Below are 13,320 nucleotides of genomic sequence, written 5' to 3' on the forward strand. Positions count from 1 at the left end.
CGCGCTCAGTTCCTGCGGCTCATCAGCCAGGGTTCGACCACGCCCAGGCCGCGAACCGCCCGCTGCCACATCGGCTGGAGCCCGAAGCGGTACGCCGGCGGTTCCTCGCCCTCCTTCTCCGCAGCGATGGCCTCCTCCACGGCCACGGCCTCGGAAGCGGGTGCGTCGCCCGTCCGGATGAGCTCCTGCGCGAAAGCTCCGTCGACCAGGACCGCGTCCTTGGGAGCTATCGAGGTCAGCCTGGACGCGAGGTTCACGGTGGTGCCGAACACATCGCCCATGCGCGTGGTCACCGTGCCGAAGGCGATGCCCACGCGCAGTTCGGGCATCGTCTCGTCGTTGGCCATGGTCTCGATCAGGCGCAGCGCGATCTCGGCGGCGACACCCGCGTCGTCGGCCGCGTACAGCACTTCGTCGCCCAGGGTCTTGACGAGCCGTCCCCCGTGCGCGGCGACCAGATCGGCGGCGGTGGTCTCGAAGGCCTCCACGAGTTCGCCGAGTTCCTCCTCCTCCATACGCCGGGTCAGCCGCGTGAATCCGACGAGGTCCGCGAAGCCGACGGCCAGCCGCCGGTCCACCATCTCCTCGTCGTCCGCGGCCTGTACGACGCGGCCGGTCGCGGCGGCGAGCTGGCGCCGCCAGACGTAGACGAGGAACTCCTCCAGCTCGGGGAGCAGCAGCTCCATGAGGGGGTACGTGACCTCGGTGCGCGTCATGCCCTGCTCCGGAGGCTCGGTGAGGCCCTCCAGGAAGGAGTCGATCTGCCACTCGGCCAGCCGGGCGGTGGTCTGGCCGGTGGAACGGGCGACCTGGACCGCCATGGCCTCGCTGAGCAGCCCGGCCTCGACCAGACCGGCCAGCCGCCGCAGGGCCAGTACGTCCGCCTCCGTGAGGGCCTTGGCCTGCCCGATGTCGGCGAAGCCCATGGCCCGCCAGAAACGGGAGGCCAGCTCCATGGAGACGCCCGCGCTGCGGGCCGCCTGGAAGGGGGTGTAGCGCCGCTCGGCACCGAGGATGAGCTGTTCGAGCCGCAGCGCCAGCGGGTCCTCGTCGGACTCGGCGTCGGGCTGGTCGGTGCGGCTGTCCTGCGCGTCCGCCCGGCCTCGCGGATCTGTCCGGTCTCGCGGATCCGTCCGGTCAGCGGCCGTGGTCCGGCCGTCCTGCGCGTCCACTGGGTGCTGTTCCTCTTCCTCAACTTCCTCAACGCGCGCGTGCGCCTCTGCGCGGTCGACCCGTGCGGCCTCCGTGTCGGCGACAGACCCGGCGGCACGCCTCGGCTCACCGGATTCACCGGACTCTCCGGGCCCACCGTCGGAGGCGGGTTCATGCGTGCCCGAACCGCTGTCGTCGACCGTCACGCCTGCTGCCCTTCCGATCTGCCGCGGTCAGGTATCGACCGGACTCAACTCTACGGCAGGTGTGCTGTGGCTCACTCCCGACTGCCGACGCCGGACGGCCCGTGGCCCACTCCGCACACGTACGCACGGCGAACCACTCCCTGTCGTACGGCCCGGGTGCGCCCCTTGCTCACCACCAGCACGAACAGGCCCCTCACACCCCGCGTACCCCTCCGGGTCCGCCCGTCACCTCAGGCCTGTCCGCCACCCCAGGCCTGTCCGCCGCTCGTCGCCTGTCCGTCACTCGCCGCCTGTCCGTCACTCGCCGCCCGGGGATCCCGCCGGACGCAGGTGCACGATGTCGCCCGCTCCCACGGGCTGCTGCACACCCTCCTCCGTGGCCAGCACCAGCCGTCCGTCGCCGTCGACGGCCACCGCCTCCCCGGTGATCGATTTGCCACCGGGCAGCTCGGCCCGCACCACCCGCCCGAGCGTCGAGCACCCCGCCGCGTACGTGTCCTGGAGGCCGGACGCGGCAGGGTCACCCGCCACACTCCGCCATTTCTCGAACCACTGCTCGAACGACCGGAGGACGGTCCGCAGGATCGTGTCGCGGTCCGTGGTCTCCGCTCCCGCGAGGACCAGCGAGCCGGCGCCCGGCACCGGCAGCTCGTCCGCGCGCAGCGTGACGTTGATGCCGACGCCGACGACGACCGCGTCGGTACCGGCGCGCTCGGCGAGGATGCCGCCGGCCTTGCGCTCCTCGCCCTCCACCGTCACCAACAGGTCGTTGGGCCACTTCAGCGCGATGTCCACACCGGCCGACCGCGAGAGCCCCGTCGCCATCGCGACCCCGGTGAGGAGCGGCAGCCAGCCCCACCGCTCGACGGGGACCCCGACAGGCTTCAGCAGGACGGAGAAGAAGAGGCCCGAACGGGCGGGCGCCGTCCACTGCCGATCGAGACGCCCCCGCCCGGCGTCCTGCTCCTCGGCGACCAGGACCGCGCCCTCCTCCGCCTTGCCGTCCGTGGCGAAGGCGACGAGATCGGAGTTGGTGGAACCGGTGTGGGCCACCACCTGGACGTCGGACCAGAGCCCCCCGTCCCGCACGAGCGCGCGGCGCAGCGCCACGGCGTTGAGCGGCGGACGGTCCAGGTCGGACCACCGATTGCTGTTCGCGTCTGAGTCATCTCGCGGCGTCATGCAACCCACCCTAGGTGTGGTAAACGCCGCACTGCCGAACCGTAGGCACGCCACTACGCTACGGATGAGTAGCCATCCCCCCTTCTGAGCACGCAGGGAGCCGCATCCCGATGTCCGAGCCGGAACAGCAGCATGAGACCGACCTCCACACCACCGCGGGCAAGCTCGCGGATCTGCGGCGCCGCATCGACGAGGCGACGCACGCCGGCTCGGCACGTGCCGTCGAAAAGCAGCACGCCAAGGGCAAGTTGACGGCTCGCGAGCGGATCGGGCTGCTGATGGACGAGAGTTCGTTCGTCGAGTTCGACGAGTTCGCGCAGCACCGCTCGACGGACTTCGGCCTGGAGGACAACCGCCCGTACGGGGACGGGGTCGTGACCGGCTACGGCACGGTGGACGGCCGGCCGGTCGCCGTGTTCTCCCAGGACTTCACGGTCTTCGGCGGCGCTCTCGGCGAGGTCTACGGCCAGAAGATCATGAAGGTGATGGACTTCGCGCTGAAGACCGGCTGTCCGGTCATCGGCATCAACGACTCGGGCGGCGCCCGCATCCAGGAGGGCGTCGCGGCGCTCGGCATGTACGGCGAGATCTTCCGCCGCAACACCCACGCCTCGGGCGTGATCCCGCAGATCAGTCTGGTTGTCGGGCCGTGCGCGGGCGGCGCGGTCTACTCCCCCGCCATCACCGACTTCACCGTCATGGTGGACCAGACCTCGCACATGTTCATCACCGGACCCGACGTCATCAAGACGGTCACCGGCGAGGACGTCGGCTTCGAGGAGCTGGGCGGCGCGCGCACGCACAACGCGGTGTCGGGCGTGGCCCATCACATGGCGGGCGACGAGAAGGACGCGATCGAGTACGTCAAGTCGCTGCTCTCCTACCTTCCGTCGAACAATCTCAGTGAGCCGCCCGCCTTCCCGGAGGAGGCGGACCTGGCCGCGACGGACGAGGACCGCGAGCTCGACACGCTGATCCCGGACAGCGCGAACCAGCCGTACGACATGCACACGGTGATCGAACACGTCCTGGACGACTCCGAGTTCTTCGAGACGCAGCCGCTGTTCGCGCCGAACATCCTCACCGGCTTCGGCCGTGTGGAGGGGCACCCGGTGGGCATCGTCGCCAACCAGCCGATGCAGTTCGCGGGCTGCCTGGACATCGACGCGAGCGAGAAGGCCGCCCGCTTCGTCCGCACCTGCGACGCCTTCAACGTCCCCGTCATCACGTTCGTGGACGTCCCCGGCTTCCTCCCCGGTGTCGACCAGGAACACACCGGCATCATCCGCCGCGGCGCCAAGCTGATCTACGCGTACGCGGAGGCCACGGTCCCCCTGATCACGGTCATCACCCGCAAGGCCTTCGGCGGCGCGTACGACGTCATGGGCTCCAAGCACCTGGGCGCGGACCTCAACCTGGCCTGGCCGACAGCCCAGATCGCCGTGATGGGCGCGCAGGGCGCGGTGAACGTCCTGCACCGGCGCACCATCGCGGCATCCCCCGAGACCGAGCGGGAAGCCACCCGTGCCCGCCTGATCCGGGAGTACGAGGACACGCTGCTCAACCCCTACGCGGCGGCCGAGCGCGGTTATGTCGACGGCGTGATCCTGCCGTCCGACACCCGCTCCCACGTCGTACGCGGCCTGCGGTCGCTGCGCAGCAAGCGGGAGTCCCTGCCGCCGAAGAAGCACGGCAACATCCCCCTCTAGGCCCTGCTCGTACTGGGCCCTGTCGTAGTACGCCGATCGAGAACGGGAACGGGACGGTCATGATCAAGGTCATACGGGGCAACCCGACTCCGGAGGAGCTGGCCGCCGCACTGGCGGTGGTCCAGGCCCGCGCCGCGGCGGTCGCAACGGCCCCGTCCGGCGCGGGACAGGAACGGAACGCGTGGTCGGACCCGTCCCGCGTCGCACAGAACCCCCTGCCGGCCCCGGGCCCGAAATCCTGGGCCCACTCCTTCTGGCCCCGCTAGGGCCTGTCACGGGTCAGTACAACCAGGGCGTCCCACTCCAAGATGAGTACGCGTACTCAGGCGTCCGGAGCCCTGCCGGAGCCAGGATCGGAAGCATGCTGTGGTCCGACCCGGAGAACGAGCCGCCGAAGGAACTGCGTGACATGCAGGACATGTTGCGGCGGCTCGGCGTTCTCATGGCGCTGGCTGCGGTGGTCGCGATGATCATCCTCGGCCTGATGTGAACCCGGCCGATATGAACCCGGCCTGAGGTGAACCCGGGCCGATGTGAACCCGGGCCGAGGTGAGCCGCCGCGGCGCCGCCGATACGCTGACCGCATGACTGATCAGCCACGCCGCCGGCTCGTTCTCGCCTCGCAGTCCCCCGCCCGGCTCGGACTGCTGCGGCAGGCCGGACTCGCCCCGGAGGTCATCGTCAGCGGGGTCGACGAGGACGCCGTGACCGCTCCGTCCCCCGCCGAACTGGCGCTCGCCCTCGCCGAGGCCAAGGCGTCCGTGGTGGCGGCGCGGCCCGAGGCCGGCGGCGCGCTGGTCATCGGCTGCGACTCGGTGCTCGAACTGGACGGCGTGGCGTACGGGAAACCGGCCGACGCCGAGGAGGCGACCGCGCGCTGGAAGACGATGCGCGGCCGGGCGGGCACCCTGCAGACCGGCCACTGCGTGTGGGACACGGCGGCCGGCCGCCACACGTCGGGGGTCGCGTCCACCGTCGTCCGTTTCGGCGAGCCGACCGACGCCGAGATCGCCGCGTACGTCGCTTCGGGCGAGCCGCTCCACGTCGCCGGGGCGTTCACGCTCGACGGCCGCTCGGCCCCGTTCGTCGACGGCATCGACGGCGACCACGGCAACGTCATCGGGATCTCGTTGCCGCTGGTACGCCGCCTGCTGGCCGAACTGGGCGTCGGCATCACGGAGTTGTGGGCCCCGCGCGAGAAGTGACCCGAGAGGGCCATGGCGACGCAGGGAGACCGTGGTGACGCGGAGACCGTGGTGGCGCGGGAGGCCTGTCAGGAGGTCGAGGGCGCCGGGGGTGGCGGCACGACCGGCGCCCCGCCACCGCCTCCGCCACCGCTCACCGGGCCGCCGTCCGCCGGACCGCCGTTCACCGGGCCGCTGTCCCGTTTCGCGTCGGACTCGGCGGCCTCCCGGCGGTCGTACGCCATGAAGATGAGCACGATCAGTCCGAGCACGACCATCATGAAGGCGAACGCGCCCCAGCCCACCAGGCCGACCGTGAACGCGCCGAGCAGGCCGTGCACCACCGCCGCGCTGATCAGCAGGATGCGGCCGAGGCCGGCGGGCGGGCGGTCGCGCAGGGCGACGCGCAGCGCGGTGAAGCCGCAGAGCGCGAAGTAGAGGCCGAAGAGCAGCCCGGCGGCCTTCGAGGACGTGGACATCACGTCCGGGTCGAGCCCCGCCAGGGACATGTCCTGCCGGTCGACCACGACCCCCATGAACCAGTTGACCAACGCGATGCCCACCGCTTCCACGAAGAGCACGATCGCGGTCACGCACGCCACCGGCCTACGGAACACCGGCCCCCACCCACTTTCGACGTCCGCCCGAGCAGGGCTCTGTACTTCCGTTACTTCTGTTACCTCAAGTATCTGTACGACAGCGAGCACGCTACTAACGAGTAAACCCGGGTACAAGGGATCTGCGGAGGGCAAAGAATCGTTGGACCATTCGTAGGGTCTCCACAAAGAAACGGAGTGGCGCGCAGCACGCCCTCACAGAGACCTTGACCACATCGGAAGGCTAGAGTTCAAGGCAAGCCCCCTGCGTACCGAGGTGCGCCAAGGGATTTCCCGGGCGAGCAGGCCTTGTATCACGCTCTGTGTGGGCAAGCTCACCATCGGGGACGGGTCGAAACGTCGTGTCGGCAGTCCCTAAACTCGGCTTGTTTCCAGGAGAGGGAGCCAACGTGCGCAAGGTGTTGATCGCCAACCGTGGCGAAATCGCTGTTCGTGTCGCTCGGGCGTGCCGAGACGCCGGTATCGCGAGCGTGGCGGTGTACGCCGACCCGGACCGGGACGCGCTGCATGTGCGCGCCGCCGACGAGGCGTTCGCGCTGGGCGGTGACACCCCCGCGAGCAGTTACCTCGACATCGCCAAGGTGCTCCAGGCCGCCAAGGACTCCGGAGCGGACGCGATCCATCCCGGATACGGCTTCCTCTCCGAGAACGCCGACTTCGCCCAGGCCGTCCTCGACGCCGGGCTGGTCTGGATCGGCCCGCCTCCGCAGGCGATCCGCGACCTCGGTGACAAGGTGGCGGCCCGACACATCGCCCAGCGCGCCGGCGCGCCGCTGGTCGCCGGTACACCGGACCCGGTGGCCGGCGCCGACGAGGTCGTCGCCTTCGCGCAGGAGCACGGTCTGCCCATCGCCATCAAGGCCGCCTTCGGCGGTGGCGGCCGCGGTCTGAAGGTGGCCCGCACCCTGGAGGAAGTTCCGGAGCTGTTCGACTCCGCGGTCCGCGAGGCCGTCGCCGCCTTCGGCCGCGGAGAGTGCTTCGTCGAGCGCTACCTCGACAAGCCCCGCCACGTGGAGACGCAGTGCCTGGCCGACTCGCACGGCAACGTGGTGGTCGTCTCCACCCGTGACTGCTCCCTCCAGCGCCGCCACCAGAAGCTGGTCGAGGAGGCGCCCGCGCCGTTCCTCTCCGACGCCCAGGTGGCCGAGCTGTACGCCTCCTCCAAGGCGATCCTCAAGGAGGCCGGGTACGTCGGCGCCGGCACCGTCGAGTTCCTGGTCGGCACGGACGGCACGATCTCCTTCCTGGAGGTCAACACCCGTCTGCAGGTGGAGCACCCGGTCACCGAGGAGGTCTCCGGCATCGACCTGGTCCGTGAGATGTTCCGTATCGCCGACGGCGAGGAACTGGGCTACGACGACCCGCCGCTGCGCGGCCATTCCTTCGAGTTCCGTATCAACGGCGAGGACCCGGGCCGTGGCTTCCTGCCCGCCCCCGGCACCGTGACCCTCTTCGCCCCGCCGTCGGGACCGGGTGTGCGCCTGGACGCGGGCGTGGAGACCGGCAGTGTGATCGGCCCTGCCTGGGACTCGCTGCTCGCCAAGCTGATCGTCACCGGCGCCACCCGTGAGCAGGCGCTGCGGCGGGCCGCCCGTGCGCTGGAGGAGTTCACCGTCGAGGGCATGGCGACCGCCATCCCGTTCCACCGCGCGGTGGTCGCCGACCCCGCCTTCGCACCCGAACTGACCGGCTCCGCCGACCCCTTCACGGTCCACACCCGCTGGATCGAGACCGAGTTCGTCAACGAGATCCCCGCCTTCACCGTTCCCGCGGACTCCGACACGGAGGACGAGCCGGGCCGTGAGACGGTCGTCGTCGAGGTCGGCGGCAAGCGCCTTGAGGTCTCCCTGCCGGTCTCGCTGGGCATGTCCCTGGCCCGTACGGGGCTCGCGGCGGGCGCCAGGCCCAAGCGCCGCGCGGCCAAGAAGTCCGGCCCGGCCGCCTCCGGCGACACTCTCGCCTCGCCGATGCAGGGCACCATCGTGAAGGTGGCCGTCGAGGAGGGCCAGGAGGTCAAGGAGGGCGACCTGATCGTGGTCCTGGAGGCCATGAAGATGGAACAGCCCCTCAACGCCCACCGCTCGGGGACCGTCAAGGCCCTCGCCGCCGAGGTCGGCGCCTCCCTCACGTCCGGCGCGGTCATCTGCGAGATCAAGGACTGACCCCAGTCGGCCTCTGAAGGGCGTGCCCCCGGGGGCACGCCCTTCAGGGGCGCGGGGCTGTAACATTTTGCGGCTCCGCCGCGGGGCGCGACCAGCCACAGCGGGCCCGCAGCCCTCGGACGGCCGTCACAAGGCAGACGAGACGGGCTTCGCCCCGACCACCGGAGGCCGACGCGAGAAAGGGCAGGCAGAACCATGGCCAACCCGCCCGGAGGGATGCGCGCCGACGCCCGTCGAAACCACGATCGGCTGGTGGCCGAGGCACGGGCCACGTTCGCCCAGAACGGCGCCGACGCCTCCCTGGAGGACGTGGCGAAGCGTGCCGGCGTCGGCATCGGCACCCTGTACCGGCACTTCCCGAACCGCCACGCGCTCCTGAACGCGGTCTTCGCGGACGCGGTGAGCGATCTGCTGAACCGCTCGCGCGAACTGCTCGACGACCCACAGCCGTGCACGGCGCTCGTGGCATGGCTGCGCGCCGTCATCACTCATGCGAGTGAGTACCGCGGGCTGTCGCGTGCGCTCATGTCGGCCTCGCACGACGACGCCTCGGCGCTCGCTCGGTGCAGCGGCCCGATGCGCGAGGCGGGCGGCGCCCTCCTCGCGCGGGCGCAGCAGGCGGGCGCCGTACGCACCGATGTCTCCATCGGTGATCTGCTCCAGCTGACCAGCGCGATCGCGCTGGCCGCCGAAGAGACGCCGGGCGACCCGGAGTTGGCCGACCGCCTGCTCGCGCTGACCCTGCGGGGCGTCAAGGCCTGACGCCCGCCCGTCAGCTCCGCACCGGCCCCGCCGGGTCAGCAGCTCCGCACCGGCCCCGCAGGGTCAGCGTCTGCGCAGATCGGCGACCCGCGCCCGCTCGCTCTGGGGCTGATCCCCCAGAACCGCTGCGGCGCTGCGCAACTGTGGTCCCCCGCCGGGCACCTGGCCACGTCGGGGGCCCGGCAGCGGCACGTCCCGGCGTGACGGCTGGCGCCCCGCCGGGGCCGTATCGCCGCCGGAGCCGGCGGCTCCGGCCACCGCGATCTGTACGCCCTGGTCAGCCAGGGCCTGCAGTTCGGTGGCCGCGCGATCGTCCTGCGCCGGCGGCTCGTCGGTGACCAGCCGGGTGATCACATCGGTCGGCACCGTCTGGAACATCGTGTCGGTGCCGAGCTTGGTGTGGTCGGCCAGGACGACAACCTCGGCGGCAGCCTGGACGAGTGCGCGGTCGACGGACGCCGACAGCATGTTGGAGGTGGACAGGCCGCGCTCCGCGGTCAGTCCGCTCCCCGACAGGAAGGCCCGGGAGACCCGCAGTCCCTGGAGGGACTGCTCCGCCCCGCTGCCCACCAGGGCGTAGTTGGAACCGCGCAGGGTGCCGCCGGTCATCACGACTTCCACCCGGTTGGCATGGGCCAACGCCTGGGCCACCAGCAGGGAGTTGGTGACGACGGTCAGCCCCGGAACCCGCGCCAGCCGGCGAGCCAGCTCCTGCGTGGTGGTTCCCGCTCCCACCACAATGGCCTCGCCCTCTTCGACGAGACCCGCGGCGAGATCGGCGATGGCCGTCTTCTCGGCGGTCGCGAGATGAGATTTCTGCGGAAAGCCGGACTCCCGCGTGAACCCGCCCGGCAATACCGCACCGCCGTGTCGGCGGTCGAGGAGTCCTTCTGCCTCCAGTGCGCGCACGTCCCGCCGTACGGTCACTTCGGAGGTCTGGACGACGCGGGCGAGCTCACGGAGCGACACGGCTCCATTTGCTCGCACCATTTCGAGGATCAATTGGCGACGTTCTGCAGCGAACACGAAACTGACAGTAACCCCAAGGGCCGTCTGCTTTCAGCAGTTTGCGCCGAATAACAGAAATTGTTAGCACCGCAGGGCCCGGAGTGGTATATGCGCCTAATCACTCCGCCTATGCCGCACGAATGGTCGGCGACTCCCCGTGACCGGAGGGCCGGCGATCCCCCGTGACCAGCGGCGGAACCACCCCAGGTACCGCCCCGGGAACCGCCTCGGGAACCGCTTCGGCCTCAGAGCCCGTGTCAGGACTCGCCCGTGCTCTTGCGGGTGTGGAGTTGCCGCGCCACCTCGGCGATCGAGCCCGACAGGGACGGATAGACGGTGAAGGCCTTCGCGACCTGTTCGACGGTCAGGTTGTTGTCGACCGCGAGCGAGATCGGGTGGATGAGTTCCGAGGCGCGCGGTGCGACGACCACACCGCCCACGACGATCCCGGTGCCCGGACGGCAGAAGATCTTCACGAAGCCGTCCCGGATGCCCTGCATCTTGGCGCGCGGGTTGCGCAGCAGGGGCAGTTTCACGACCCGGGCGTCGATGACGCCGCCGTCGGCGTCCGCCTGCGAGTACCCCACGGTGGCGATCTCGGGGTCGGTGAAGACGTTCGACGACACCGTCTTCAGGTTGAGCGGGGCCACCGCGTCACCGAGGAAGTGGTACATGGCGATACGGCCCTGCATGGCGGCCACGGAGGCGAGCGCGAAGATCCCGGTGACGTCACCGGCCGCGTACACGCCGGGGGCCGTGGTCCTGGAGACCTTGTCGGTCCAGATGTGCCCGGACTCCTGGACCTTGACCCCGGCCTCCTCCAGGCCCATGCCGTGGCTGTTCGGAATGGCGCCGACGGCCATCAGACAGTGCGAGCCGGTGATGACGCGGCCGTCGGCGAGCGTCACCTCGACGCGGTCGCCCACCCGCTTGGCGGACGCGGCGCGCGAGCGGGCCATGACGTTCATGCCGCGCCGCCGGAACACGTCCTCAAGGACGGCCGCCGCGTCCGGGTCCTCGCCCGGCAGCACGCGGTCGCGACTGGAAACCAGCGTGACCCGCGACCCGAGCGCCTGGTAGGCACCGGCGAACTCGGCGCCGGTGACACCGGAGCCGACCACGATGAGCTCCTCCGGGAGCTCGTCCAGGTCGTAGACCTGCGTCCAGTTCAGGATGCGCTCGCCGTCCGGCTGCGCGTCGGCCAGCTCACGGGGGTGCCCGCCGGTGGCGATGAGCACGGCGTCGGCGACGAGTGTCTCCTCGCTGCCGTCCGCGGCGCGCACGACGACCTTGCGCGAGCCGTCCAGGCCCTGCATGCCTTCCAGCCGTCCGCGACCGCGCAGCACCCGCGCCCCGGCCCGCGTCACGGAGGCCGTGATGTCGTGGGACTGGGCGAGCGCGAGCCGCTTCACCCGGCGGTTGACCTTGCCGAGGTCGACACCGACGACCCGCGCGGGCGTGTCGATGTGAGGAGTGTCATCGGCGACGATGATCCCCAGTTCCTCGTACGACGAGTCGAAGGTGGTCATCACCTCGGCCGTCGCGATCAGGGTCTTCGACGGGACGCAGTCGGTGAGCACCGACGCCCCGCCCAGACCGTCGCAGTCGACGACGGTCACCTCCGCGCCGAGTTGGGCGGCCACCAGGGCCGCCTCGTATCCGCCGGGTCCGCCGCCAATGATCACGATCCGAGTCACGTACTCCATTGTCCCGCACGCCCCAAGGTACTTCCGCCCCGGGGGCTCCCTCCGGGTGTCGTGGGCGCGTGTCACGGGCGCGTGGACCGAGGCCACGGTTACGGGAGAGTCAGATGCGTCTGCTGCCGTACTCTCGGTCCCATGTCGCTCTACGCCGCGTACGCCGGCAATCTCGACCCGCGGCTCATGACGCGCCGCGCTCCCCACTCGCCGCTGCGCGCCACAGGGTGGCTCAGCGGCTGGCGGCTGACGTTCGGCGGCGAGCACATGGGCTGGGAGGGCGCGCTGGCGACCATCGTCGAGGCCCCGCGCTCCCAGGTCTTCGTGGCGCTGTACGACATCGCACCCCCGGACGAGGAGTCCATGGACCGCTGGGAGGGTGTCGGCCTCGACATCTACCGGCGGATGCGCGTACGGATCCACACGCTGGAGGGCGAGGAGTCGGCGTGGCTGTACGTCCTCAACGGTTACGAGGGAGGGCTGCCCTCGGCTCGTTACCTCGGCGAACTCGCGGACGCGGCGGAGTCGGCGGGAGCCCCGCACGACTACGTGATGGAGCTGCGCAAGCGCCCCTGCTGACGCACGGGACACGCCCGCGCGGGGGTCCGGCGGAAACAGGCGGAAACAACAAGACAACGATCGCAAACCCGCGACCACCAACATCTACGCGCGTAGGCCCGAAGCGGCTACCCTCATGCGCGTGAACGCATCTCTTCTTCCGGACGACATCCAGGGCGACCCGTACGCCGCCGCCGACGCCGCCGCCGCGCGCCTGCGGGAACTCTCGGGCGCCGAGACCCATGACGTCGCCCTCGTGATGGGCTCCGGCTGGGCGCCGGCCGTGGATGCCCTCGGCGCCCCCGACGCCGAGTTCCAGGTCACCGACCTGCCCGGTTTCCCGCCGCCGGCGGTCGAGGGACACGGCGGCAAGGTCCGCTCGTACCAGAGCGGCGACAAGCGTGCGCTGGTGTTCCTGGGCCGCACCCACTACTACGAGGGCCGCGGGGTGGCCGCCGTCGCGCACGGCGTCAGGACGGCCGTGGCCGCCGGCTGCAAGACCATCGTGCTGACCAACGGCTGCGGTGGTCTGCGCGAGGGCATGCGGCCCGGGCAGCCGGTTCTCATCAGCGACCACATCAACCTGACGGCGGCGTCCCCGATCGTCGGCGCGAACTTCGTCGACCTGACGGATCTGTACTCGCCCCGGCTGCGGGCCCTGTGCAAGGAGATCGACGCGACCCTCGAAGAGGGGGTGTACGCGCAGTTCCCCGGCCCGCACTACGAGACGCCGGCCGAGATCCGGATGGCTCGGGCGATCGGTGCGGACCTGGTCGGGATGTCGACCACTCTTGAGGCCATCGCCGCGCGTGAGGCCGGCGCGGAGGTGCTCGGTATCTCCCTCGTGACCAACCTCGCCGCCGGGATGACCGGGGAGCCCCTCAACCACGAGGAGGTCCTCCAGGCGGGCCGCGACTCCGCCGCCCACATGGGAGCGCTGCTCACCCAGGTCCTGGACCGGCTGTAGGTTCCCCGCCCCCGCCGCCCCTTCCCGACCCGTACCTGGGGGCTGCGCCCCCAGACCCCCCTCATCGGCCTGAACGGCCTCGTCCTCAAACGCCGGACGGGCTGGTATACCAGCCC

General features: G+C 70.8%; 13 protein-coding genes. 8 read left to right on the top strand and 5 right to left on the bottom strand.

Features of this window, described 5'->3' with window-relative positions; all coding sequences use genetic code 11:
- Nucleotides 1–5: 5 nt before the first annotated feature.
- Together AB0D14_RS26090 and AB0D14_RS26095 are read right to left on the bottom strand one after the other, a co-directional pair.
- On the bottom strand, nt 6–1,358 hold the full coding sequence (locus AB0D14_RS26090) for an adenylate/guanylate cyclase domain-containing protein (RefSeq protein WP_362783342.1): 1,353 nt from the start codon (nt 1,356–1,358) through the stop codon (nt 6–8).
- A gap of 297 nt (nt 1,359–1,655) precedes the next feature.
- Nucleotides 1,656–2,540, bottom strand: coding sequence for a biotin--[acetyl-CoA-carboxylase] ligase (locus AB0D14_RS26095; protein ID WP_362783345.1), 885 nt, complete (start codon nt 2,538–2,540; stop codon nt 1,656–1,658).
- A 110-nt stretch (nt 2,541–2,650) separates the two neighbouring features.
- On the opposite strand from AB0D14_RS26095, the gene AB0D14_RS26100 reads away from it, so the two are divergent.
- From AB0D14_RS26100 to AB0D14_RS26115, 4 genes are all read left to right on the top strand, one after another.
- The gene (locus AB0D14_RS26100; RefSeq protein ID WP_362783348.1) at nt 2,651–4,249 is read left to right on the top strand and encodes an acyl-CoA carboxylase subunit beta; all 1,599 of its coding nucleotides are present in this window, start codon (nt 2,651–2,653) and stop codon (nt 4,247–4,249) included.
- A 59-nt stretch (nt 4,250–4,308) separates the two neighbouring features.
- Complete coding sequence (locus AB0D14_RS26105; RefSeq protein ID WP_362783351.1) at nt 4,309–4,515, top strand: acyl-CoA carboxylase epsilon subunit; 207 nt, start codon at nt 4,309–4,311, stop codon at nt 4,513–4,515.
- 95 nt (nt 4,516–4,610) lie between these two features.
- Nucleotides 4,611–4,739 (top strand): hypothetical protein, encoded by a 129-nt coding sequence (locus AB0D14_RS26110; RefSeq protein WP_362783354.1) that lies wholly within the window; start codon nt 4,611–4,613, stop codon nt 4,737–4,739.
- 94 nt (nt 4,740–4,833) lie between these two features.
- The gene (locus AB0D14_RS26115) at nt 4,834–5,454 is read left to right on the top strand and encodes a nucleoside triphosphate pyrophosphatase (RefSeq protein WP_362783356.1); all 621 of its coding nucleotides are present in this window, start codon (nt 4,834–4,836) and stop codon (nt 5,452–5,454) included.
- A gap of 68 nt (nt 5,455–5,522) precedes the next feature.
- Here the strand turns inward: AB0D14_RS26115 and AB0D14_RS26120 are convergent, their stop codons facing one another.
- Nucleotides 5,523–6,050 (bottom strand): hypothetical protein, encoded by a 528-nt coding sequence (locus AB0D14_RS26120; protein ID WP_362783359.1) that lies wholly within the window; start codon nt 6,048–6,050, stop codon nt 5,523–5,525.
- Nucleotides 6,051–6,439: 389 nt separating this feature from the next.
- On the opposite strand from AB0D14_RS26120, the gene AB0D14_RS26125 reads away from it, so the two are divergent.
- Entirely contained in the window at nt 6,440–8,212 is a 1,773-nt protein-coding gene (locus tag AB0D14_RS26125; RefSeq protein ID WP_362783362.1) for a biotin carboxylase N-terminal domain-containing protein, read from the top strand.
- 195 nt (nt 8,213–8,407) lie between these two features.
- Nucleotides 8,408–8,974, top strand: a complete 567-nt coding sequence (locus tag AB0D14_RS26130; RefSeq protein ID WP_362783365.1) for a TetR/AcrR family transcriptional regulator — start codon at nt 8,408–8,410, stop codon at nt 8,972–8,974.
- 63 nt (nt 8,975–9,037) lie between these two features.
- Here AB0D14_RS26130 and AB0D14_RS26135 read toward each other — a convergent pair whose 3' ends face one another.
- Both AB0D14_RS26135 and AB0D14_RS26140 read right to left on the bottom strand, forming a co-directional pair.
- Nucleotides 9,038–10,000 carry a DeoR/GlpR family DNA-binding transcription regulator gene (locus AB0D14_RS26135; RefSeq protein ID WP_362783368.1) on the bottom strand — a complete coding sequence of 321 codons (963 nt, stop codon included), beginning with the start codon at nt 9,998–10,000 and terminating at the stop codon, nt 9,038–9,040.
- Nucleotides 10,001–10,239: 239 nt separating this feature from the next.
- Complete coding sequence (locus AB0D14_RS26140; RefSeq protein WP_362783371.1) at nt 10,240–11,688, bottom strand: NAD(P)H-quinone dehydrogenase; 1,449 nt, start codon at nt 11,686–11,688, stop codon at nt 10,240–10,242.
- Between the two features lie 132 nt (nt 11,689–11,820).
- Here AB0D14_RS26140 and AB0D14_RS26145 point away from each other — a divergent pair, with 132 nt between their 5' ends.
- Nucleotides 11,821–12,258, top strand: a complete 438-nt coding sequence (locus AB0D14_RS26145) for a gamma-glutamylcyclotransferase (RefSeq protein ID WP_362783374.1) — start codon at nt 11,821–11,823, stop codon at nt 12,256–12,258.
- A 121-nt stretch (nt 12,259–12,379) separates the two neighbouring features.
- On the top strand, nt 12,380–13,204 hold the full coding sequence (locus AB0D14_RS26150) for a purine-nucleoside phosphorylase (RefSeq protein ID WP_362783377.1): 825 nt from the start codon (nt 12,380–12,382) through the stop codon (nt 13,202–13,204).
- The last annotated feature ends 116 nt before the right edge of the window (nt 13,205–13,320 follow it).

The sequence above is a fragment of the Streptomyces sp. NPDC048484 genome (assembly GCF_040651415.1).
Taxonomy (GTDB): domain Bacteria; phylum Actinomycetota; class Actinomycetes; order Streptomycetales; family Streptomycetaceae; genus Streptomyces.

Bases quoted from the DNA above. Each gene is read 5' to 3' on its own strand.
- AB0D14_RS26095 (WP_362783345.1), bottom strand. From the start codon at position 2,540: ATGACGCCGCGAGATGACTCAGACGCGAACAGCAATCGGTGGTCCGAC.
- AB0D14_RS26130 (WP_362783365.1), top strand. From the start codon at position 8,408: ATGGCCAACCCGCCCGGAGGGATGCGCGCCGACGCCCGTCGAAACCAC.
- AB0D14_RS26110 (WP_362783354.1), top strand. From the start codon at position 4,611: ATGCTGTGGTCCGACCCGGAGAACGAGCCGCCGAAGGAACTGCGTGAC.
- AB0D14_RS26140 (WP_362783371.1), bottom strand. From the start codon at position 11,688: ATGGAGTACGTGACTCGGATCGTGATCATTGGCGGCGGACCCGGCGGA.
- AB0D14_RS26145 (WP_362783374.1), top strand. From the start codon at position 11,821: ATGTCGCTCTACGCCGCGTACGCCGGCAATCTCGACCCGCGGCTCATG.
- AB0D14_RS26100 (WP_362783348.1), top strand. From the start codon at position 2,651: ATGTCCGAGCCGGAACAGCAGCATGAGACCGACCTCCACACCACCGCG.
- AB0D14_RS26115 (WP_362783356.1), top strand. From the start codon at position 4,834: ATGACTGATCAGCCACGCCGCCGGCTCGTTCTCGCCTCGCAGTCCCCC.
- AB0D14_RS26105 (WP_362783351.1), top strand. From the start codon at position 4,309: ATGATCAAGGTCATACGGGGCAACCCGACTCCGGAGGAGCTGGCCGCC.